Origin of the sequence: Gordonia prachuapensis, from assembly GCF_036350515.1 — a bacterium.
GTDB lineage: Bacteria > Actinomycetota > Actinomycetes > Mycobacteriales > Mycobacteriaceae > Gordonia > Gordonia prachuapensis.
In genome coordinates this window covers 1-21,807 of sequence record NZ_JAZDUE010000029.1, presented here as the reverse complement: position 1 = coordinate 21,807, position 21,807 = coordinate 1, and the positions used below count along the sequence as shown (strand labels likewise).

The following is a 21,807-nucleotide window of genomic DNA, read 5'->3' as shown; positions in this document are numbered from 1 at the left end:
CAACACCAACTCGATCTTCGGTCGCCCACCTGCCATACCCCAGGATCCCACGCCCGAGCAGCCCGTTTGCCGCGCAACATCCCTCCGTTACAGTTATTTAACGAATTTATGGCGCAGGACACTAGCGCCTCGGACTACTCGATCAGCGGGAGGGCCGGCGCCTCGGACTACTCGATCACGACTTGATACCCTCCTCGCCAGAGAGCGGTCAGGGGAACCCGGTGTGAATCCGGGACTGGCGCGCAACGGTATGAGGTCGACGACGTAGTCGAGCTCGAGTCCGACTACCTGCCGTTCTCGTATGAGTCCACCACGTATCTCGCGCACAGATACCCGACCGCTTGGGGCACGCGTGCTCATCGACCTGTACCGCCGTCCGCCGACGTGAGTTCCACGACCACGTCCGCGACTCGCGAAGCCACTGACCTCGCGGTTCGCCGAATGCCCTGGATTCCGCTGACGGCAGCGTTGGCAGTCCTGACCGTCGCCAGTGTGGTGACGTCAGTGGCGTTCGGCGCCGAACACATCCCTGTGGCCGACGTGTGGCAGACCGTTGTCGGGCGAGTCACCGGCCAAGACGTGGACTCCGCCTACGAGGTCATCATCTGGGATCTGCGGCTGCCGCGCTCCATTCTCGCTGCGATCGTCGGCGCGGGACTCGCATTGGCGGGCGCATTGATGCAGGCCCTGGTACGCAACCCACTCGCCGAGCCGTACCTGCTGGGGGTGTCGGCGGGTGCCGCAGTGGGCGCCACCGCAGTGATGACGATGGGTGCGTTCTCGGCCTTGGGGTTGTGGGCGCTGTCGGGCGGCGCGCTGATCGGCGCGTTGGCGGCCACCGTCACCGTCTACTCGGTGGCCCTCGCGCAGGGCGGTCTCACCGCGCTGCGCCTCATCCTGTCCGGTGTCGTGCTGTCGTCCGCATTCATGGCGTTGTCGTCGTTGATGGTGTTCACCGCCGGCGACCCGCAGGCCGCGGAGGGCGTCATGTTCTGGATGCTCGGCAGTGTTGCCGGGGCAACCTGGGCCAAGGTGCCACTCGCCGGGGCCGTCGTCGTGATCACTCTCCTCGGCATGCTCCTGATCCACTCCTGGCTCGACGCCTACGCCGCCGGCAACGACACCGCGTCCTCGCTGGGCGTCCCTGTATCCGCTCTGCGCACAACACTTTTCCTTGTCCAAGGCATTCTCGTCGGCGTGCTGGTCGCGGTGTCGGGCGGTATCGGCTTCGTGGGCCTGATCATCCCTCATGCGGCTCGGCTGGTCGTCGGCGCGACGCACCGGGCGATGCTGCCGGTCGCGGTGTGTGGCGGCGCCCTGTTCCTCGTCTGGGTCGACGTCATCTCCCGCGTCGCCGCCGCGCCACGCGAGATGCCGCTGGGCATCGTCACGGGCCTCATCGGTGCGCCCGTCTTCCTGTTCCTGATGGGGCGGCGCCGATACACGTTCGGCAACAGCGAATGAGCGTCGGGAACGCCGTCAGCATGGCGAGTGCCACCGTGGACGTCAGCGGCGTCGAGTGCCGGCGCGGCAACAGAACGATCGTCTCCGACGTGCACGTACACGTCGCCGCCGGCACCCGACTGGCGCTGGTGGGCCCGAACGGTGCAGGCAAGAGCACCCTGCTCCGTGTCCTGGCCGGGCTCGACGCCCCGGCCTCCGGAGCCGTTCATGTCGGCGGCGTCGACCTGCACACCATGCGTGCCCGACAGCGAGCCAGGACGGTTGCAGTGGTCGGCCAGGAGGAACAGCCGTCCGCCGAGTTGACCGTCGCCGAGGCCGTCGGGCTGGGTCGCACCCCACACCGAAACCCCTGGGCCCCGGCCGAAGACACTGAACGAGCAATCGTCGACCATGCTCTGCGCACCGTCGGTCTGGGCGGATACGGTCGCCGCTCCTGCATGCAGCTGTCCGGGGGTGAGCGCCATCGTGTACTGCTCGCGCGAGCGCTGGCCCAGGAGACCCCAGTGCTCGTGCTCGACGAACCGACGAACCATCTGGACGCCGCGTGGCGACTGCGCCTGATGCAGACGCTCGACGCCCTCGACCGCACGATCGTCGCGGCAATGCACGATCTCGACCTCGTCCTGCGCCACTTCGACAGCGTGGCTGTGATCTTCAACGGCAGGGTCGTCGCCCAGGGCGCCCCGATCGAGGTTCTCGACTCGACCTTGCTGGCCGCTGTCTTCGCCGTCGGTGGAGACGTGATCACCCATCCGCGGACCGGCAAACCCCATTTGTTGCTCACCGACGCCCAACCGGCGTCTGACTCACCGGAGGACAACTGACATGACCGCTCGCCGCACCGCTCCCGCCGTCGGCCTGACCGTCACCGCACTGATCCTGGGCCTCACCACCGCATGCGGCGCGGATGACGACACTGCTGCCGCCGAGGCCGACACGGTCACCGTGACCAACTGTGGCGCGGAGGTGACCTACCAGCAGCCACTTGAACGGCTCTTCGTCAACGACGGCGGGATGATCGCCATCTCGCTCGCCGCCGGAGCGGCCGACCAGATGGTCGCGGTCAGTTCGATGGCGCGTGACACCGATGTTCTGCGCCTGGAGTACGGGGACGTGGTCGACGAGTTGAACCAGGTCGCACCCGACCGGCCGACCCTGGAGAACATCGTCGGCGCACAGCCGCAGGTGCTCTACGCCGGATACAACTACGGCATGAGTGAATCCCGCGGCATCACGCCCGAGATCCTCGCCCAGCACGACATCGCCGTCTATCAGTTGTCCGAGGCGTGCCGGCAGGTCGCGGGCGAAGGTACCCGCGGAACGATGGACCCGTGGGTCGCCCTCGACACCGACCTGCGCAACATCGGCACGATCACCGACAACGCGGACGTCGGCGCCGAAGCGGCCGACGACGTCAAGACACGTCTCGATGCCCTGCGCGCCGCCCCGCAACCACAGGAGAAGCCGACCGTCTTCCTCTTCGACAGCGGCACCGACACCATCTTCTCGTCCGGATCGTTCGGCGGGCCGCAGGGCATCATCGACGCCGCCGGTGCGCGCAACGCCACCGAGGACGTGGCCGACACCTGGACCACGGTCAGCTGGGAACGCCTCGCGACCTCCGACCCCGACGTGATCGCGTTCGTCGACTATCCCGGCCAGACCGTCGAGGAGAAGATCGCCGTCCTGAAGCATCACCCCGCGAGCAAGAACCTCAAGGCGGTGCAGGAGAACCGTTTCATCAACTTCCCGTACGCGATGTGGGTGTCGAGCCCGCTCAACATCGACACCGCCGAGATCCTGCGGCAGGTGCTCGAGGAGCACGATCTCGCACCCCAGTCCGGGATCGAGCCGACGCTGGACGTGACCCAGCTGCAGCTGGGTGGCAACGACTGGCTCGAGTACTGACCCGAACCGGGTGGACCGGCGCCGATTCGGACTCATCCGACTCGGCGTCGGCTCCGAAATACCGGTGTGACGCCCACCCACACCGAGCCCACACCCGTCCCGTGCGACGCACCACGCTCACCTGACCCGGGCCAGCAGGTCCGGATTGTCGGGGAACGCGATGTGAACTGCGTCGAGGTTGCTTTGCGGGAGCAGATCGCCGCGCACGCGTCGGTTCTGACCGGAGTTCACGGTGATCTGTCCACGCTGGCGTCCGCACTCGAGCGCGCCGGATCGCGGGGTAAACGTCTCCGGGCGTCGTTCTGCCTCTGGGGCGCGCGCGGGGCCGCCGACGGCGAGCTCCCGTCGGGCGCGGTCGAGACCGCCGCCGCCATCGAACTGTTCCACCTCGCTGCCCTCGTTCACGACGACGTGATGGACCACAGCGATCACCGCCGCGGACTCCCCACGGTGCATCGACATTTCGCCGACGAGCACCGGCGCCACGCCCGGTCCGGTGATGCCGATGCCTACGGCGAGGCCGTGGCAATCCTGGCCGGGGACCTGTGTTTGACCTGGTCGGACGACGTCCTACACGACGCCGTCACCGGGCTGGGGCGCCCGACCCGCGACATCGTGCGCCGCATCTGGTCGACCATGCGCGACGAAGCCATCGCCGGCCAGTATCTGGACGTCGACGGCCAGACCCGCGTGACGACGTCGGCGGCGCGTGCCCGCGTCGTGCTGCGATTCAAGAGCGCCAAGTACACGATCTCCCATCCCCTACGGCTCGGTGGTGCGCTGGGCGGGGCACCGGCGGACCTACTCGCCGCGTACGACGCGATCGGCCTGACCGCCGGCGAGGCGTTTCAACTCCGCGATGACGTTCTCGGCGTGCTCGGCGACCCGGCGGTCACCGGAAAACCCGCCATCGACGACATCCGAGAAGGCAAGCGCACGTTACTCGTGGCGCTGGCCGAGAATCAGGCGACCACGACCCAACGAAGGATTCTCGCCGACAACCTGGGCAACCCGGAGGTGACAGACGACGGCGTCCGCGCGGTGTGCGATGTTCTGCGCGACACCGGCGCGGTGCTCGCGGTGGAGAACCGCATCGGCCACCTCGCCGATGAAGCAGCCGCACGCATCGACACGCTACCGGTTGACCACCTCACGCGTAGTGCTCTCGGTTCCCTCGTCGCACGGTGCGTGTGGCGTGCGGCCTGACAGCCGATCTCGAGGCCCCGCCGAGCCGGTGACGTCGGTCCCCGTGGTGGAGCTGCGCGTGTGGGGTGTCGACCGGATCGGTCCGGCTCTGGGTCGGATGGCGTTCGGCCGCCGACGAATCGGCCGGCTTCCCGGCCTACGGTTCGCGAAACTCCTCGGCACCGGATCGGCGCGAACATTCACCCCACGCGACGCCGATCTGCGGCATTGGGCTCTGCTGACCGTGTGGGAAGACGACGCGGCCGCCACTGCCGGGGGCTACACGTCGGCGATCGGCGACTGGATGGCGGCCAGCACCGAGGAACTTCGAGTGCGGATGCGGCCGTTACGTTCTCGCGGGCGCTGGGCCGGCGTCGACCCGTTCGGGTCGTACCCGGAAACACAGTGGGACGGCCGGGTGGCCGCGATCACCCGCGCTCGTCTCCGGCCGACCCGGGCCATGTCGTTCTGGCGGGCGGTCCCTCCGGTGGTCAGCGAATTGTCCGGAGCGGCAGGGCTTCAGGTTGCGTTCGGCATCGGTGAGGCGCCGATCGGCCTGCAGGGCACCTTCTCCCTCTGGGAGTCCGCCGATCATCTGACCGAGTTCGCGTACCGCTCACCTGCGCACAAGTCGGCGGTGCGACGCACCGACCCGGCCCGCTGGTACGCCGAGGAATTGTTCGCCCGCCTCGCCGTCACCGACGTGACCGGCAGGTATCTGGGGAGAACCCCGTGAACCCGTTCATGTCCCGAGCGACGACCGCGCCGACGGCAGGTGCCGACCAGCGCCGGTTCGCGGCTGCATGGATTCTGTTCGGCTGTGCTTTTCTCGTGCAGACCGCATTCCCGTTCACCGACGGCGGCACACCGGCGTTGACCGTCGCGAGTGTGATGCTGTTGACCGCGGCCGTCGTCGCGCACGTGATGAGCAGTCGTGGGCTCCGTGCTGCGGCCGTCCTCGTCGTCGTCGCGGGCGGGGGCGGTCTGCTTGCCGAAACCGTCGGGGTGCACACCGGATTCCCGTTCGGGTCGTACGAGTACACGGGCACTCTCGGTCTCGAGGCGCTCGGCGTTCCCGTCCTGGTGCCGCTCGCGTGGATCATGATGGCGTGGCCGGCCTTGTGTGCGGCACGGCAGCTCGTCGGCGCACGCCGGTGGGCCACTGTCGTTGTCGGCGCGTGGGCGCTGACGGCCTGGGACGTGTTTCTCGATCCGCAGATGGTGGACCAAGGGCATTGGCGGTGGGCCGAGCCGGAGCCCGCACTGCCCGGGGTGGAGGGCATCCCGGTGACGAATTTCCTCGGGTGGCTGCTGGTCTCATTCCTCATGATGACGGTGCTGGACCGCCTGATCGGGCCGGCCGCCCGTGGCGAGGACCGTGGGTCGACAGGTCCAGCTGCCGACCTCGTGCCAGTCGCCATTTATCTGTGGACCTACTTCTCGTCGGTGATCGCGCATGCGGTGTTCTTCGGTCGTCCACCGGTGGCGGTTGTCGGCGCTGTTGTCATGGGGGTGGTGGCTGTGCCCCTGGTGATCTCGCTGGTCCGGGAGGACTCCCGTGCGCGATTCTGAGGTCGTCCGCTGGGTGATCGGTGCCGGCACAGCGGGTGCAATTGCATCGCTGGCACTGACGATCGACAACGCGCGTCGCATTCGTCGGCCCGATCCGACATCCGCGCCCGGTGCCGAGCCGCTGACCGTCCTACTGCCGGTGCGCGACGAAGTCGACAACCTCGCCGACTGCCTCACAGCGATTCTCGATGCGGTGGACCGATGGCCTGGCCCTGCTCGAGTGCTGGTTCTCGATGACGAGTCCACCGACGGCACCGATCGAGTACTCGCGGACTTCGTGGCCCGGCACGGCTGCGAAGAGGCGCTGGACGGTGCCCCGACGCCACCTGGTTGGCTCGGCAAGCCCTGGGCGTGTGAACAGCTGTCCCGCCAGGCCCCTGGCGACGGCGTCTACGTCTTCGTGGACGCGGACGTCCGCGTCGCGCCCCACGCATTCGTGGATTCCGTCGCACTCCTGCGCGAAGCGGGCCTCGACCTCGTCTGCCCGTATCCGCGTCAGCTGACGACAGGCGTCGTGGAACGGCTCGTCCAGCCACTGCTGCAGTGGTCGTGGATGAGCACGCTGCCGCTGAGACTCGCCGAACAGTCGTCACGGCCGTCGATGGCTGCGGCCAACGGGCAGCTACTGGTCGTCGACGCAGCCGCGTACCGCCGCGCAGGTGGGCACGCGGCGGTACGCGACGAGGTCATCGAGGACATCGCGCTCCTGCGCGCGCTCAAGCGATCCGGTGGTCGGGGTGTGGTCGCCGAGGGCAGCGACGTGGCCACGTGCCGAATGTACGACGGATGGCGCGAGGTGCGGGCCGGCTACCGCAAATCGCTCTGGTCGGCGTTCGGGTCGACCGCGGGAACTGTCGCCGTGGTCGCGCTGCTGAATCTGCTGTACACAGTGCCGCCGATCGCCGCGTTGTGCGGCTCGCGGATCGGACTGTTGGGGTATCTCGCCGCCGTCACGTCACGTGCGGTGACGGCCGTGCGAACCGGCGGACGTTGCTGGCCCGACGTCCTGGCCCACCCGGTGTCGATCGTCGTATTCACCGTGCTCACCGCGGATTCGGTGATCGCACGGCGGCGGGGTGTGCTGACCTGGAAGGGCCGCGGGCTGTCGGGGTCGGCACGATGAGCGACATCGTGGTCGTCGGCGCCGGGGTCGGCGGCCTCGCCGCGGCGTTGCGACTGCAGGCGGCAGGTCATCAGGTCACGGTGCTCGAGCAGTCCGACGCGGTCGGAGGGAAGCTCGGCGTGCTCCGACACGACGGATTCGTCTTCGACACCGGGCCTTCTCTGGTGACGATGCCGCATCTCCTGGCCGAGTTGCTGGCGGTGGCCGACCGACGAATCGACGATGAGTTGTCGCTGTCGAGGCTCGATGTGGCTGCCCGTTACCGGTTTCCGGACGGCACGATCCTCGACATGCCCGGCAAGCTCGATCGGATCCCCGGCGCGCTCGACGCAGCTCTCGGGCACCGAACCGGCGACCAGTGGTGCAGCTTCCTCGCTCGTGCTCGCGATATCTGGGCGGCATCGCGGGAGCCGTTCCTCGAGTCACCTGTCGGCCCGGGCACACTCATCCGCGCATCCCGACCATCCGACCTCACCACCATCGCACCGTGGTGCACCCTGCGGGACCTGGGCCGACGGTATCTGCACGATCCGCGTCTGACGATGCTGCTCGACCGTTACGCCACGTACAGTGGCTCCGATCCGCGGCGCGCGCCGGCCGCGCTCGCCGCAGTGCCGTGGACCGAGCAGGCGTGGGGTTCCTGGTATGTCGACGGAGGACTCGGCCGGATCGCAGACGTGTTGCGGGACAGTTTCGTTGAGCTCGGGGGAAACCTCGAGCTGGGGGTCGCGGTCGACGAGATCCGAACGGACGCATCGGGGCGTACCTGTGGCGTGAGGCTCGGGGACGGCACCGTGCGGGCCGCCGACCTCGTCGTCGCGAACGCCGACGCCCGCCAGGTGTACGAGAAGCTGCTGTCCGGCCCGGCGGCGGCCCGCGTGGCGGCGCGCACCCGGAAGGCCACACCGTCACTGGCCGGGTTCGTCCTTCTGCTCGCCCTCGACGATCCGCCGTCCGATGTCCCGCATCATCAGGTGCTGTTCGCCGAAGACTACGACGCGGAGTTCGATGCGGTGTTCGGCCGCGGCGGACCGGCGCGTCCCGTACACCGGCCGACGGTGTACATCTCGGCGCCCGACGACCCCGCGATCGTCCCGGGACCGGGAAATGCCTCGTGGTTCGTGCTGGTGAACGCACCCCGGCACGATCCCGCGGGCGGCATGGACTGGGACGAGCCGGGTCTCGCCGAATCGTATGCGGACCACATTCTGCAGGTCATGGCTGACCGCGGACTCGATGTCCGGGGTTCGATCCGTCATCGCATCATCCTGACCCCCGCCGACCTGGAGCGGCGCACGCTCACCCCGGGTGGCTCGATCTACGGTTCGTCGTCCAATGGTGCGCGGGCCGCATTCCTCCGTCCGCGCAACGCATCTCCGATCCCCGGCCTGTATCTCGTGGGCGGTTCGGCTCATCCGGGCGGCGGATTGCCGCTGGTGATGTTGTCGGCGAAGATCGTCGCGGGGCTCATCGGGCCGGCGTAGACCGGGCGGTCAGGTGTGGGACGGCGTCACCGACCGGTCGCCGCGCAACCGCTTGCGAACCAGTTCGGCACTGATCAGACACATCGGTAGACCGATGCCCGGTGTGGTACTCGAGCCCGCGTAGTAGAGGCCGTCCACCTTGCGGGACCGGTTGGTGGCACGGAGAAATGCGCTCTGCCGCAGGGTATGTGCGGGTCCCAAGGCCCCGCCCTGCCACGAGTTGAGGTCGGAGACGAAGTCGGCCGGCCCGACGGTGCGTCGGACCGCGACACGGTCGGCGAGGTCGGGCACACCCGCCCACTCCGCGACCAGAGCCACGGCCCGGTCCGCGATCTCCTCGACCGCCGGGGCGCCGGCGCCGTCGACGCCACCGGAGCCGAGGCCCGGGTCGGCGGGGATCGGCACCAGGATGAAGAGGTTCTCGTCACCATCGGGCGCGACCGACGCGTCCGTCGCCGAGGGTCGGCACACGTACAGCGATGCGGGATCGGGTACCCGGGTCGGCGTTTCGAAGATGGCGTCGAAGTTGGTGTTCCAATCGGCGACGAAGAACAGCGAGTGATGAGCCAGCTCGGGCACCCGACCACGCACACCGAGATAGACCAGCACCGCACCCGGACCGGATGTCGCGTTGTCCCACCACTTCTGGCCGAAGGTCTGCAGCTTCGGCGGCAGCATCGTGGTCTCCACGTGATGGAGATCGGCGGCGCCGATCACCACGTCGGCCGCGATGTCGCGTTCCACACCGGCAGCGTCCCGGACGCGGACGCCGGTCACCGTGTGGCGACGCGAGGCGAAGCGCGATGTTCCTTCCCGCGGCCGGGTGAGAATTCGGGTCGCTGCCGTCGAGCTGTGCACGGCCACGCCGCGATCCACGGCCAACTTCTCCAGCACCTCGGGCAGCCGGACGAATCCCCCGTCGGGGTAGCGGACGCCGTCGGCGAGGTCGAGAGCGCTCATCAGGTGATACATGGCGGGCGCGCGGTCGGGCGAGGCTCCCAGAAACACCGCCGGATAGCCGAGGATCTGTCGAATCCGGTTGTCCCGGAATCGAGATGCGATGAAGGAGTCCAGCGATCGGGTCAGCAGTCCAGCGAGTTGCCCGGCATTGCCGAGGACTTCCCGTCCCGCGAACGCCCCGACCGAGTCGAAGTTGGTGTACAGGAAACGCTCGACCGCGATGTCGTAGGCGCGTCGCGCCGATGCCAGATAGTCGTCGAATTTGTGCCCGGCACCCGGTTCGAGAGACTCGAACAGGTCCCGGTTACGGTCCGCGTCGCCGCTGATGTCGACACTGTGGGCGACACCTTCGAAGAACACGCGATAGCCGGGCTCCAAGCGCAGCAGATCGATGTGTTCGGAGGTGGACGTTCCGAGCATCTCGAAGAAGTGGTCGAAGACCTCCGGCATCAACCACCACGACGGGCCGGTGTCGAACCGGAATCCGTTCGACTCCCACGATCCGGCACGACCGCCGAGACGATCGTTCTTCTCGATCACCTCGACGCGGTGGCCGTCCTCGGCCAACAATGCGGCCGTGGCGAGACCTGCTACGCCACCACCGATCACGACGATTCGTTTTGGTGTGGCACTCATGCCCGTCCCGCCTGACCGGATCGTCGTGAACCGGATCGTCGTGGCAGTCCCCTCCGCAACGCGGCGGTTCCCGCGATCCGCGCCTTCACCGGCCCGGGCACCCGGATCCGCTGCCGGCACGCCACCTCCGGAGGCGTCGCACGCAACCGGTCGGCGAGTTCGGCGAACAGATCGTGGGCCGTGCAGACCGCAACACGAGTCCCACTGGGCAACAGCGGAATCGCCTGCGCCGCACAGTCCAGGTCGCGGTCGATGTCGTCGAGCCAGCCGTGCCACGCCTGCGCCGATGGACGTTCTGGATCGAGTCCGACGAGGTAGCGGCGTCCGAGTTCATTGCTGTCGTCACCGATGTCGCGCAAGAAGTTGATCTTCTGGAAGGCCGCACCGAGTCGCCGGGCGCCGGGCGCAAGCTGGTCATAGCGCGCCTTGCGGTGCGGTTCGTCGGCGAGAAACGCATGCACGCACATCAATCCGACGACCTCTGCGGAGCCGTAGATGTAGGTGGCCAGGCTGTCGGCGTCATGCCCGGCGCGGTCGAGGTCGGTCCGCATCGATGCGAAGAAGGGGGTGGTCAGCGCCGAGTCGATGCCGGTCCGCCGTGCTGTTCGCGCGAACGCGTGCACAACCAGGTTCGTGCTCGAGCCCGACGCCATCGCACTGTGCGTTTCTGCTTCGAGCGCATCGAGCGCCATTCGACGTTGCTCAACCGACTGTCCCGGTCGGGGCGCGTCGACGATCTCGTCGGCGACCCGCACGAGGGCATAGATGTTGTGCACGTCGCGGCGCACCGACGCGGTCAGTAGGCGGGATGCCAGGCCGAACGACGACGAGTACGAGCGGATGACCAGTGCCGCGCTCTGCTCGGCAACGGCGTCGTAATGGCGGTAGGGCAGCGCGGCGTCGGTGTCGGCGGCGCGGTCGGCGGTCGAGGTCATCGCCATCACCCGCCGATCCCGCGATACGGGTCGGAGCCCAGTGCGTGCACCTGATCGACGAACCACGGGCTGAACACCCACGGCGTCCGTCGAGCCGACGCCCAGACATCCTCGATGGGCGCCCAGACGAAGTCCATCACCTCGTCGGGATTCGGGATCGGAGGGCCGACTGGCCGCGCCCGATAGACCGGGCACACTTCGTTCTCCACGACCCCGCCGGCGTCGGTGGCGCGGTACGAGAAGTCGGGCAGGACACACTCGAGACCATTGATCTCGAAGCCCAGTTCCCGCGGAGCGTATCGACGCACCGCGTCCTCGACGGATTCACCGGGCCGCGGATGACCGCAGAAGGAGTTGGTCCAGACCCCCGGCCACGTCCGTTTACCCAGCGCGCGGCGGGTCATCAGAATACGACCGGAATCGTCCACCACATGACAGGAGAATGCCAGGTGAAGTGGGGTGTCGCTGCCGTGCACACTGCCCCGCGGCGCTGTGCCGCGGGGCCTGCGCTCGGCGTCGACGAGCACCACGAGATCATCGGTCATCGGCCGCCCTCCGTTCGCTGCGCAGTGCTGCGGCTGCCGCCGCATACGCACCATTCTTCGTTGCCGCCGGCGAAACGGATGGAGACCGGACCGCGGAACCCGCGGGACCCGCGATCAGTAGAAGTGCTTGCGTCCTCCCACGGCGCGCCCGGTGGCCCCGAGAACCGCGAGGATCGCTCCCACCACGATCAGGATGATGCCGATCGTCCAGAGAATCGGGATGCTGAAGATGAATCCCAGGACGAGCAAAATGATGCCGAGAATGATCACGGCCAACCTCCGTTGGTCGGTGGACGGACTGCTCGACGCTGCTGCAAGCTTTTTCACCGTACTCGCCGCACTGTTCGATCATGTCCGATTTCCCATCTCGTGATCAGCGCGTGTCGGGAGTGAGTTCGACGATCGCGAGCGGGCGCGACGTCTTCTGCTGGTAACCGGCATATCGGCCCTTGTTCACCTCGTCGACGAGGTCGAAACGACGCGCGTAATCCCCGTCATCCGGGAATGTCGGACGGGCGGTGACCGCAACCCGACGGCGCCCGACCTGGATTTCGCAGCGCGGATCGGCGGTGATGTTGCCGAGCCACGCGGGCGGTCGCGGGGAGCCTCCGTTCGATGCCACCACCAGGTATGCATCGCCGTCGACGGCGTAGGTGAGCGCCGACGTGCGCCGCTGCCCGGTACGGCTGCCCGTATGGCGCAGCAACAACGTCGGGTTGCCCATCAGCAACCGATGCCCGACCCAACCGTCTGAGTTTTCGTAGAGCCACTGATGGACCTGCAGGGTGCGGACGAAGAGGCTCGGCATACCGACAGGGTAGAAGCCCCGCCGTCAGGCCGCGCAGCCGTACCGGCCCGGTAGTGGTACCCGAAGTTCTCACATCGGACACAGATTGGTTAGGCTCACCTAATGATTCTGAGCGCCCGTCGCCGGACCCTCGCGGCCGTCACGCTTGCGACAGCCGTGGGTTTCGCCGCAGCCACCGCCGGGCAGGCATTCGCGGTCGATCCGACCACAGTTCGATCCGGATGCGCGTACGTCAACGAGACCGAGCGCGCGCAGAACATCCAGACCTGCTGGGTGTGGTCGGAGTCGATGCAGACGTCTGTCACGGTGAAGGTCCGCCCCTCCGACAAGCAGGCAGGCGAGCCCGAACAGGCCGTCTACTTCCTGGGATCGCTGAGCGACCCGAGCACCAACGGCAGGGGCGATCTGTACAGCACCGAGTACAACCTCGTGGCGATTCCCGATTCCGCGAACACGTGGTCGTCGAACTGGCAGTCGACGCCCGTCGACACCGACGGCAATCCGCTCACCACCTATGAAGGTGGAGAGTTCACTCCACAGTGGGAAACCTTTGTCGGCGAGGAACTCCCGGCGTTCTTGAACGAGAGGTTCGACATCGGCACCTCCGGAAACGCGGTGTCGGGACTGTCGATCTCCGGCGGGCAGGCGATCAACCTGGCGCTGAAGTATCCCGACGTGTTCTCCGTGGCGGTGTCTCGATCCGGGTACTACCAGACGGACAATCTCCTCGGATACCTCGCGGTCCCGTTCATCCTCGCCACACGCCACGGCATCTCCAACGGTTTCGACGCCATGTGGGGCAACCCGTTCCAGGCCGGCAACACATGGGCCGACAACGACGTCGCGTCCCGCCTCGACGAGGCGAAGGCCAACGGCCAGACCATCATCATCTCGACCGGGAACGGTCTGGTCGCCTCGCAGGACGAATGGGACGAGATGATCGCGCAGGGCGGTATCGCCCACGTCGCCATCGGCGTCGTCCTGGAGGTCGCTTCCTTCGCGTCAGCGGTCCTGCTCAATGCGCAGGCAGCAATTTTCGATCTCCCCGTGGAGTTCATCTACACCGATGGTGCGCACACCTGGAACCGGTGGATTCGCACCGACGAGGAAGAGGCCGACCGCCTCGAGGACGCACTCGGCAAGTACGAGCAGGCACCGTCGGCGCCACCTTCGACTGACCCGGAGTCGACGGTTCGCGTCAATCTCTCCGCAACAGACGTTTCCGCGTCCACGAGTTCGGTTGCCGAGCCCTCGGTCGCCCCGACGACGACAACGCAGGCTCCGCCGGAAAGCGCGGCCGAGGCGACGACGCCCGTTCCGGACCCGTCACCGAGTACTGCCACGGCACCCACCGACGAGCCGACCGACGCAACCGAGACACCCAGCGCACCAGAGACTTCCGCGCCTACTTCTGTCGACGACGAGGCGGTCGCCACCACTGACACCGCGACCGTGGACGACGCCGACAGCGTTTCGGGCGACGAGCAGGGCACGACCGCCGACACCTCCGAGTCCCCGGATCCCGCGGCCTCGTCGGAGGACGACGAGTAGCTGTCAGATTTCGGAGAAGTCGCCGTGCCGACCGGCTCCGCCGGCGAATCGTTGTGCGCCGTCGTAGCCGTGCGCCCGCAACGAATCGATCCCGACCTCGATCTCGTGGGCCATCGCGTCCGCCTCGGTCAGACCGTTCTGGAGATATGCCGAGCGCCGGTCGTTGCGCATGCACGTCTGCGGGAACTGGGTGAGCGCTCGCGCCAGCTCCTGCGCGGTGGCCAGGCTCTGGCCGGGTTCGACGATCCGGTTGACGAGTCCGAAATGCTCGGCCTCGGTGGCGTCCACCGGTCTGCCGGTGATGATCATGTCCATGGCACGGCTCATGCCGATGAGCCGTGGTAGGCGTACCGTTCCGCCGTCGATCAACGGGATGCCCCACCGCCGGCAGAAGACACCGAAGACGGCATCCGACGCAGCGACCCGCAGATCGCACCAGATGGCGAGTTCGAGTCCGCCGGCCACCGCGTAACCCTCGACGGCGGCGATGGTCGGTTTGGACAGGTTCATCCGGGTCGGCCCCATCGGGCCGTCGCCGGACGTCACGACCCGGTTCATCCGCGGCGTGCCGGCCGCCTTGAGATCGGCTCCGGCACTGAAGTATCCGCCGCTACCCCACAGCACCGCGACATCCGCGTCAGAATCTTCGTCGAATGCCCGGAACGCGTGCGCGAGTTCCGCGGCCATCTCGCCATCGACCGCGTTGCGCCGTTCCGGACGCATCATGGCGATCGTGGTGACGCGCTCCGCGGTCTCGACGCGGATCGATGTGTATTCACCTGCAGGTGCAGTCATCTCTCGGACTGTATCGGTTCCGCCGCGGGCGCAGACGCCCCCTCACGCCCCCGATGGTTGAGATCCCCTCCGGTGGTTGAGTAGCCTGCGAGCCGCCACCCGTCCGATGGTTGAGTAGCCTGCGAGCCGCCAGGCGAGCACGCGTATCGAAACCATCCGCACCCACAGAGATCTCGATACACCGGCTCGCAAGCTCGCGCGGCTACTCGATCAACAGGGGGCCCGACCCCACACCCCCACCGATGGTTGAGTAGCCTGCGAGCCGCCAGGCGAGCACGCGTATCGAAACCATCTACACCCACGGAGATCTCGATACGCCGGGCTCGCAAGCTCGCGCGGCTACTCGATCAACAGGGGGCGCCCCCCGATGGTTGAGTAGCCTGCGAGCCGCCAGGCGAGCACGCGTATCGAAACCAACTACACCCACGGAGATCTCGATACGCCGGCTCGCAAGCTCGCGCGGCTACTCGATCAACGGAGGGGGCGCGCGGCTACTCGATCAACGGAGGGGGCGCGCGGCTACTCGATCAACGGAGGGGGCGCGCGGCTGCTCGATCACCGGGCCGACCCTAGCTGGTCGCGATGATCTGCGCCGCAATCTGCATCGCCCGATCGATCGGTACCGCGAAACCGATACCGATGTTGCCGGACTCCGCGCCACCGACCGTGGCGATGGCCGTGTTGACGCCGACGACCCGGCCGTCCAGGTCGGCCAGCGGGCCACCGGAGTTGCCGGGATTGATGGAGGCGTCGGTCTGGATCATCGGCTGCCTCGGCCGACCCGGACCGCCGACCCCTGCCGACCGGTCGACCGCGCTGACGATCCCGGCGGTCACCGTGCTCGACAGCCCCAACGGTGATCCGACCGCGATCACGGGTTGCCCGATGCGGAGTCCGGCACTGATCCCGAGATCGGCAGAACGAATTGCCGCACCGGGAATCTCGACGACCGCGATGTCGGTCGCCGGATCACTGCCGAGCACCGTGCCGCCGACGACCCGGCCGTCGGCGAGTTGGACCTCGACCCGATTGTTTCCCGCGATCACATGGTGGTTGGTCATGATGTGCCCGTCGTCGTCGATCGCGAAGCCGGACCCGCGGGCCGCACCGGCACGGATCTGCACCACACTCGGCAGCAGCGTCGTCGAGGCACCCTGTGCGTCAGTCGCGCCGGCCGCGGCCGCCGGCTCCGACGATGCGAACCCGCCCGGTGCATACGCCGAACTCGCGATCAGCCCGGCACCGCCGCCGGCGATGGCGCCCGCCAGCAAACAGCCGACGACGAGCATGGCGGTTCGTCCGGACCGCCGGGCACCGCCACCGACACCCGGCGCACTCGGTTGTCCCCCAGGTACTTCCGGGGGATCGGATGGGACCGGAGCCGAAGCGGGGGCCGACGGGCCGACCTGAATGCGGGTCGGCGGTGGCGCGACCGGACGCGACGGAGGAGTCTGCATCGGCGCCGGGAGATCGACGCCGTGTTGTTCGGATGCCAGGACGTTGTCGAGGGGCAGGAATTCCGGCCCGGCCGGCCGACCCAGATCGAATTGCGAGCGCGTCATGTGTTCGGCCTCAGATCAGGCGGGAGAACCAGCGGAGAGAGAAGGCGGCCGCGATGAGGCCGACCAGCAACGCGACGGCGGCGACGAACGGGGTCACCTCGCGCTGCTCGGTCCGCCACCCGATCGACGACCCGATCTCGCGGTACACGTCCTGCAGCTCGTCGCTGCTTGCGGCCTCATAGCTGCGACCGCCCGTCGCCTCCGACAGATCGGCGAGCGCGGCGGCGTCGACCGGGACCGGGATCGCGTAGAAGCCGTTGTTGAGCGTCCCGTCCTCGCTGCCGTAGGCGATGGTGGACACCGGCACGCCGGCGGCGGCGGCCTCCTGCGCAGCCAGTTCCGGCGACCGGCCGCTGGTGTTGCTCCCGTCGGACAGCAGCACGATGTGCGCCGGCAGCTCCTCCTGACCCGGCCCGACCACGCTGCGAATCTGATCGAGCGAGGTGAGCACACCCTCCCCGATCGCCGTGCGCGAATCGGTGCTGACCGTCTGCAGCGTCCGCCGGGCCTGCGCGTGATCGGTGTCCGGTGGGTGCGCAACGGTGGTGGTGCCGGCGAAGGTGACCACCCCGACGTTGAACGTGTTGGGCAGCTGCTCGATGAACTCCCCCGCCGCGTCGAGCGCAGCCGTCATCCGATCCGGTTCGACGTCCTGTGCCCGCATCGACTCCGAGGTGTCGATCGCGACGACGATCGTGGCGCGTTCATACGGCACCCGCACCGGAAGTTCCGGGCGGGCCACCGCGAGTCCGGTCAGCGCCAGCGCAACCAACAACAGCGCCGCCGGAAGATGTCGTCGCCACTGCGGGCGTTCCGGGATCACCTTGTCCAGCAACGGCAATGCCGCATACCGCACGACGTAGCGCTGCCGCCGACGCAGCATCACCAGGTAGGCGGCCGCCAGCGCGACGACCGGGACGAGGACCAGGAGGCCCAACGGGAACAGGAAAGTCATGTGACGCCCTTCAGCGGGTGTGCTTCAACGGTTGTGTCTGTTGCGCCCGGGATGGCCGACGGTGTGGGCGGTGCGGCGTCGACCGCGGAGGAAGGCGGCCAGGTCGCGCAGCCAGTCGCGACCGGTGTCCACACGAAGATGTTCGGCGCCGGTGCCGATCAGTCCCCGGTGAATGGCCTGCTCGCGTTCCATGGCGGCCGCGGCGTACTTCTCGCGGAGCCCACGATCGGATGTCCACACGTGCCGTTGCCGGCCTGATTCGGGGTCGGCGAGCACCACGGACCCGACGTCGGGAAGTTCGCGTTCACGAGGGTCGGTCACCTCGACGGCGATCACGTCGTGCCGCGCCGCCAGATGTCGAAGCGGTAGCTGCCAATCGAACGGCTCTTCGTGCCGACCGTCGGGGTCGATGAAGTCGGAGATGACGATGCGCAGACCGGTTCGTCGATACCGCCGCGCGAACGCATCGACCGCGTCGGCGAGCGGGGGCGCAGTGCCCTCGCGATGGTCGACCGCGTCGAGCAGTCGCGCGCAGCGGTGCGCGGCGAAGCGCGACCGGTCCGGGCGACCCCAGCTGATGCCGTCGGGCGAGAGCGTCGCGATACCCATCCGGTTGCCCGGGGCGTCGGTGAGTTCGCCGATCGCCCAGACCACCTGCGCGGCCAGGTCCCGCTTCTCGCCGGTGACGGTGCCGAACGCCATGCTCGGCGAGAGGTCGAGCAGCACCCAGGTGTCGAGCTGGTTGTCGGCGCGCGGACGCCAGACGTGCATGTCGACCGAGCGGGCAGTGATGTTCCAGTCGATCCTCCGGACATCGTCGCCGGGCTGGTAGCGCACCACTTCCTCGGGTTCGGAACCCGCACCGAGCCGGGAGCTGTCGTGGTCACCCGGGACGAGGCTGTCCAGCCGTCGCCGCACCGCCAGGTCGAGCGTCCGGAAGGGGTTGTCGGTCACGACGCGGCCTCGGTGGTGTCGTCGCGGGAGGCGATCTGCGGGGCGGCGACCCCGGCGAGGACCTGATCCACCACCCACCGGGGTGGGACGCCGTCGGCGACGGCGTCGAAGGTCAGCACGAGACGATGCGCCAGGACATCTCCGGCGATGTCGCGCACGTCGTCGGGCAGGACGTAATCGCGGCCGCGGATCAGGGCGAGCGCGCGCGAGGCAGCCAGCAGGCCGAGCGAGCCGCGCGGGCTGACGCCGTACTCGAGCATCGGCTCGATGCCCGGAACCCCGTACGCGCCCGGGCTGCGCGTGGCCATCACCAACCGCACGATGTAGTGGGCGACGGCGTGGTGGACGAAGACGTCCTCGGTGGTCTCCTGCAACGCGAGCACGTCGTCGACCGACAGGATCTGCGACGCCCGCGGCGGACGGGTGCCCATCCGCGCGAGGATCTCCATCTCGTCGAGTTCGTTGGGATGGCCGAGGTCGACCTTGATGAGGAACCGGTCGCGCTGTGCCTCCGGCAGGTGATAGACGCCATCGGTCTCGATCGGGTTCTGCGTCGCCAGCACGAGGAACGGGCGGGGCAGGTCGAACGTCGTCCCGCCGATGCTCACCTGACCTTCCGCCATCGCCTCGAGCAGCGCCGACTGCACCTTCGCCGGGGCGCGGTTGATCTCGTCGGCGAGCACCAGGTTGCCGAACACCGGACCGAGTTCGATGTCGAACGACTCGGTCGACGGCCGCCACACCCGCGTGCCCACGATGTCGGCGGGCATCAGATCCGGGGTGAACTGCAGGCGACGGAAGGTCCCACCGACCACCCCAGCCACGGTCCGCACCGCCAGGGTCTTGGCGATGCCGGGGACACCTTCGAGCAGGATGTGGCCCCGAGCCAGGAGTCCGACGAGCAGCCTTTCGAGCATCTCGTCCTGTCCGACGACGACGCGCTTCATCTCGAACAGCGCTCGCTCCAGGATGGCGCCCGACGACGGCGCGGTGATCGTCGACAGGTGCGCCTGGCCGCCGGGGCCGGCTGGGACAGAACGGTGTTCATCGTCTCCGTTGGTCATGGGATCACCCCATCAGGCAGCCCCGAAAACCAGTGAAAGACAGAGCGAAAGTGGACCGAAAGCGCAGTGGCCGGAGGTCCGGCGCGGCGCTACGCTGGGGCGGTATGCGTGTGCTGATCGTCGAGGACGAGGAAGGGCTGGTCAGCGCGCTCCGTATCGCATTGCAACGTGAGGGCTACGCGGTGGATGCGTCGTTGACGTACCGCGGTGCGCGCGAACGGCTGTCGGTCAACGAGTACGACGTGGCGCTGATCGACGTGACCCTGCCCGACGGCGACGGCTTCGAATTGGCCCGTGCCGTCCGCGACGCCCATGCCGACTGTCGTTCCGGACCCGACATGCGCATCGTGATGCTCACCGCGCTGGGCACTCTCCCCGACCGGGTCCGTGGCCTCGACGCCGGTGCCGACGACTACATCGTCAAACCGTTCGCGCTGGCCGAGCTCACCGCCCGGCTGCGGGCCGTGTTGCGTCGTGAGGTGCGGGGCGCCTCGTCGTCGATGCGGGTCGGCGACATCACCATGGACACCGCCCGCCAGTTAGTCCATCGCGGGCGGCGCGAAGTCGACCTCACCCTCAAGGAGTTCGCGGTCCTGCGGTTCCTGATGTCGAGGCCCGACCATGTGGTGTCGGCCGAACAGATCCTCGAACACGTCTGGGACGAGCACGCCGATCCTTTCACGCAGACCGTCCGGGTCACCGTCGGCACGCTGCGTCGCAAACTGACCGTCGACGACGAAGAACAGGTTCTGCACACGGCCATCGGGCGCGGCTATCGGTTGCGCGCCGCAGGTGGCGCGGACTCTCCCGCGGCGCGGAGTTCGTGATCGGTGGCCGGCGTCGGCTCCGCGTGGCGGCTGATCCACACGCTCCGGGTGCGCATGGCGCTGACCACCTCGGCGTGGCTCTTCGCGATCTCGGGGCTCATCCTGCTCGCGCTGTATCTTGCGCTGCAGCACAGCATCGACGCCCGCCCGCTCGACCCGGTGACCGTCCGCAAGTTCCAACGCAAGTCCGACGGCACCCTGATGTACAAGACCGGCGAGACGTTCCAGGCCGCCGACCTCGAGAGTGTTCAGCAGGCCGTCAACCAGTCGACCCTGGACATGCTGCGCAACTACTCGTTGATCGCCCTCGCGGTGATCTCGCTGATCAGCCTGCTGGTGGGATGGTTCGTCGCGGGCCGGATGCTGCGCCCCATCGACGCAATCACCTCCACCGCCAACCGCCTGCGGGCCACCGACCTGTCCCAACGTATCCGCGCCACCGGCCCCGACGACGAATTGCACACCCTCGCTGACACTCTGGACAATCTCCTCGACCGCCTGGACACCGCCTTCCGGGCCGAGCGGGCGCTCGTCGCCGACGTCTCGCACGAGTTACGCAATCCGGTGGCGGTGATCCAGGCCAATGTCGAGGCCGTCCTCGCCGACGACCGCGCGAGTCCACAGGAACGCGCCGACGCCCTGGCCATCGTGTCCCGGCAGACGACGCGGATGAGCCGCCTACTCGACGACCTGCTCGCCACGGCACGACGGCGTTCCGGCTCGTTCGGCGACGAGCGCGTCGACCTGCACGAGTTCGTCACCGACGTCACCGCCGAACACGTCCTGTTGGCCACGGAACGCTCGCTCGATCTGGCCGTCCACGCCTCCCCCGGCCCGGTGATCTATGCCGATCCGGAATCGCTGGCCCGGGCGCTGACGAACCTGCTCGGCAACGCGCTACGGCTCGCACCGGAGGGTTCGGACATCACGATCGCGGCCGGCAGCGTCGAGGGCTGGGCGTGGATCGCCGTCCGGGACGAGGGTCCCGGCATCGCCGAGGCCGACCAGCAGCGAGTGTTCGAACGCTTTCGCCGCGTGGATGATTCGATATCCCCGAGTTCACACCGCGGATCCGGTCTGGGCTTGACGATCGCCCGCCAGATCGTCGAGTCGCACGAGGGGAGACTCGTCCTGCACAGTCGACTCGATGTCGGCAGCACCTTCGTGATCTGGCTGCCCGACCGCGCCGACGCGAGCCGCGGGGTGCGTTCCGGCCAACCGCCGGAACAGGATCCACTCGGGGAGCGGTGATCCCCCGACCCCCGATGGTTGAGTACCCTGCGAGCCGCTCACCCCCCGACGGTTGAGTAGCCTGCGAGCCGCCCCTCCGATGGTTGAGTAGCCTGCGAGCCGCTAGTGTCCTGTCAGATTAGTGCGCCAATTAATTGGGCGTGTCGACTTTTGCCTGATCAGGAACGTGAGAGAATTGATGAAACATACTCTCACGCAAGGGATTATTGTTATGGCATCTCGTGGACG

Annotated in this window: 21 protein-coding genes and 1 riboswitch; of the genes, 11 read left to right on the top strand and 10 right to left on the bottom strand. The window is 68.0% G+C overall.

Features of this window, described 5'->3' with window-relative positions:
- Nucleotides 1-188 precede the first annotated feature (188 nt).
- Nucleotides 189-310, top strand: a riboswitch (cobalamin riboswitch).
- A gap of 131 nt (nt 311-441) precedes the next feature.
- The 8 genes from V1Y59_RS23215 to V1Y59_RS23180 all read left to right on the top strand — a co-directional run bounded on the left by V1Y59_RS23215 (nt 442) and on the right by V1Y59_RS23180 (nt 8,736).
- Nucleotides 442-1,464 carry a FecCD family ABC transporter permease gene (locus V1Y59_RS23215; protein WP_330507403.1) on the top strand — a complete coding sequence of 341 codons (1,023 nt, stop codon included), beginning with the start codon at nt 442-444 and terminating at the stop codon, nt 1,462-1,464.
- A gap of 20 nt (nt 1,465-1,484) precedes the next feature.
- Complete coding sequence (locus tag V1Y59_RS23210) at nt 1,485-2,288, top strand: ABC transporter ATP-binding protein (protein ID WP_330507402.1); 804 nt, start codon at nt 1,485-1,487, stop codon at nt 2,286-2,288.
- Between the two features lies 1 nt (nt 2,289).
- Nucleotides 2,290-3,372 (top strand): ABC transporter substrate-binding protein, encoded by a 1,083-nt coding sequence (locus tag V1Y59_RS23205; RefSeq protein WP_330507401.1) that lies wholly within the window; start codon nt 2,290-2,292, stop codon nt 3,370-3,372.
- 162 nt (nt 3,373-3,534) lie between these two features.
- A complete protein-coding gene (locus V1Y59_RS23200; RefSeq protein ID WP_330507400.1) occupies nt 3,535-4,578 on the top strand; it encodes a polyprenyl synthetase family protein in 1,044 nt (347 codons plus the stop codon).
- A 28-nt stretch (nt 4,579-4,606) separates the two neighbouring features.
- Nucleotides 4,607-5,293, top strand: a complete 687-nt coding sequence (locus tag V1Y59_RS23195) for a monooxygenase (protein ID WP_330507399.1) — start codon at nt 4,607-4,609, stop codon at nt 5,291-5,293.
- Between the two features lie 8 nt (nt 5,294-5,301).
- A complete protein-coding gene (locus tag V1Y59_RS23190; RefSeq protein ID WP_431309282.1) occupies nt 5,302-6,129 on the top strand; it encodes a carotenoid biosynthesis protein in 828 nt (275 codons plus the stop codon).
- Nucleotides 6,116-7,252: a glycosyltransferase family 2 protein gene (locus tag V1Y59_RS23185; RefSeq protein WP_330507397.1), complete on the top strand. Its 1,137-nt coding sequence runs from the start codon at nt 6,116-6,118 to the stop codon at nt 7,250-7,252. The genes V1Y59_RS23190 and V1Y59_RS23185 overlap by 14 nt, the downstream gene beginning before the upstream one ends.
- Nucleotides 7,249-8,736: a phytoene desaturase family protein gene (locus V1Y59_RS23180; RefSeq protein WP_330507396.1), complete on the top strand. Its 1,488-nt coding sequence runs from the start codon at nt 7,249-7,251 to the stop codon at nt 8,734-8,736. Before V1Y59_RS23185 ends, V1Y59_RS23180 begins: the two co-directional genes overlap by 4 nt.
- A gap of 9 nt (nt 8,737-8,745) precedes the next feature.
- Here the strand turns inward: V1Y59_RS23180 and crtI are convergent, their stop codons facing one another.
- The 5 genes from crtI to V1Y59_RS23155 all read right to left on the bottom strand — a co-directional run bounded on the left by crtI (nt 8,746) and on the right by V1Y59_RS23155 (nt 12,620).
- Complete coding sequence (crtI, locus tag V1Y59_RS23175) at nt 8,746-10,332, bottom strand: phytoene desaturase family protein (protein WP_330507395.1); 1,587 nt, start codon at nt 10,330-10,332, stop codon at nt 8,746-8,748.
- The gene (locus V1Y59_RS23170; protein WP_431309281.1) at nt 10,329-11,267 is read right to left on the bottom strand and encodes a phytoene/squalene synthase family protein; all 939 of its coding nucleotides are present in this window, start codon (nt 11,265-11,267) and stop codon (nt 10,329-10,331) included. The genes crtI and V1Y59_RS23170 overlap by 4 nt, the downstream gene beginning before the upstream one ends.
- Before the next feature lie 5 nt (nt 11,268-11,272).
- Complete coding sequence (gene idi, locus V1Y59_RS23165) at nt 11,273-11,812, bottom strand: isopentenyl-diphosphate Delta-isomerase (protein WP_330433948.1); 540 nt, start codon at nt 11,810-11,812, stop codon at nt 11,273-11,275.
- Between the two features lie 114 nt (nt 11,813-11,926).
- Nucleotides 11,927-12,082, bottom strand: coding sequence for a DUF6131 family protein (locus tag V1Y59_RS23160; protein WP_330433950.1), 156 nt, complete (start codon nt 12,080-12,082; stop codon nt 11,927-11,929).
- Nucleotides 12,083-12,185: 103 nt separating this feature from the next.
- A complete protein-coding gene (locus V1Y59_RS23155) occupies nt 12,186-12,620 on the bottom strand; it encodes a nitroreductase/quinone reductase family protein (protein WP_330507392.1) in 435 nt (144 codons plus the stop codon).
- A 102-nt stretch (nt 12,621-12,722) separates the two neighbouring features.
- On the opposite strand from V1Y59_RS23155, the gene V1Y59_RS23150 reads away from it, so the two are divergent.
- The gene (locus V1Y59_RS23150; protein ID WP_330507391.1) at nt 12,723-14,171 is read left to right on the top strand and encodes an alpha/beta hydrolase; all 1,449 of its coding nucleotides are present in this window, start codon (nt 12,723-12,725) and stop codon (nt 14,169-14,171) included.
- A 3-nt stretch (nt 14,172-14,174) separates the two neighbouring features.
- On the opposite strand, the gene V1Y59_RS23145 is transcribed toward V1Y59_RS23150, so the two are convergent.
- The 5 genes from V1Y59_RS23145 to V1Y59_RS23125 all read right to left on the bottom strand — a co-directional run bounded on the left by V1Y59_RS23145 (nt 14,175) and on the right by V1Y59_RS23125 (nt 19,501).
- Nucleotides 14,175-14,966: a crotonase/enoyl-CoA hydratase family protein gene (locus V1Y59_RS23145; protein ID WP_330507390.1), complete on the bottom strand. Its 792-nt coding sequence runs from the start codon at nt 14,964-14,966 to the stop codon at nt 14,175-14,177.
- Nucleotides 14,967-15,535: 569 nt separating this feature from the next.
- Nucleotides 15,536-16,528, bottom strand: coding sequence for a S1C family serine protease (locus V1Y59_RS23140; RefSeq protein WP_330507389.1), 993 nt, complete (start codon nt 16,526-16,528; stop codon nt 15,536-15,538).
- A gap of 10 nt (nt 16,529-16,538) precedes the next feature.
- Nucleotides 16,539-17,483 carry a VWA domain-containing protein gene (locus V1Y59_RS23135; protein ID WP_330507388.1) on the bottom strand — a complete coding sequence of 315 codons (945 nt, stop codon included), beginning with the start codon at nt 17,481-17,483 and terminating at the stop codon, nt 16,539-16,541.
- A 24-nt stretch (nt 17,484-17,507) separates the two neighbouring features.
- Entirely contained in the window at nt 17,508-18,437 is a 930-nt protein-coding gene (locus tag V1Y59_RS23130) for a DUF58 domain-containing protein (RefSeq protein ID WP_330507387.1), read from the bottom strand.
- On the bottom strand, nt 18,434-19,501 hold the full coding sequence (locus V1Y59_RS23125) for an AAA family ATPase (RefSeq protein ID WP_330507386.1): 1,068 nt from the start codon (nt 19,499-19,501) through the stop codon (nt 18,434-18,436). Before V1Y59_RS23125 ends, V1Y59_RS23130 begins: the two co-directional genes overlap by 4 nt.
- A 104-nt stretch (nt 19,502-19,605) precedes the next feature.
- Here V1Y59_RS23125 and V1Y59_RS23120 point away from each other — a divergent pair, with 104 nt between their 5' ends.
- Together V1Y59_RS23120 and V1Y59_RS23115 are read left to right on the top strand one after the other, a co-directional pair.
- Nucleotides 19,606-20,328, top strand: coding sequence for a response regulator transcription factor (locus tag V1Y59_RS23120; protein WP_330507385.1), 723 nt, complete (start codon nt 19,606-19,608; stop codon nt 20,326-20,328).
- Nucleotides 20,329-20,331: 3 nt separating this feature from the next.
- On the top strand, nt 20,332-21,579 hold the full coding sequence (locus tag V1Y59_RS23115; RefSeq protein WP_330507384.1) for a sensor histidine kinase: 1,248 nt from the start codon (nt 20,332-20,334) through the stop codon (nt 21,577-21,579).
- Nucleotides 21,580-21,807: the final 228 nt, after the last annotated feature.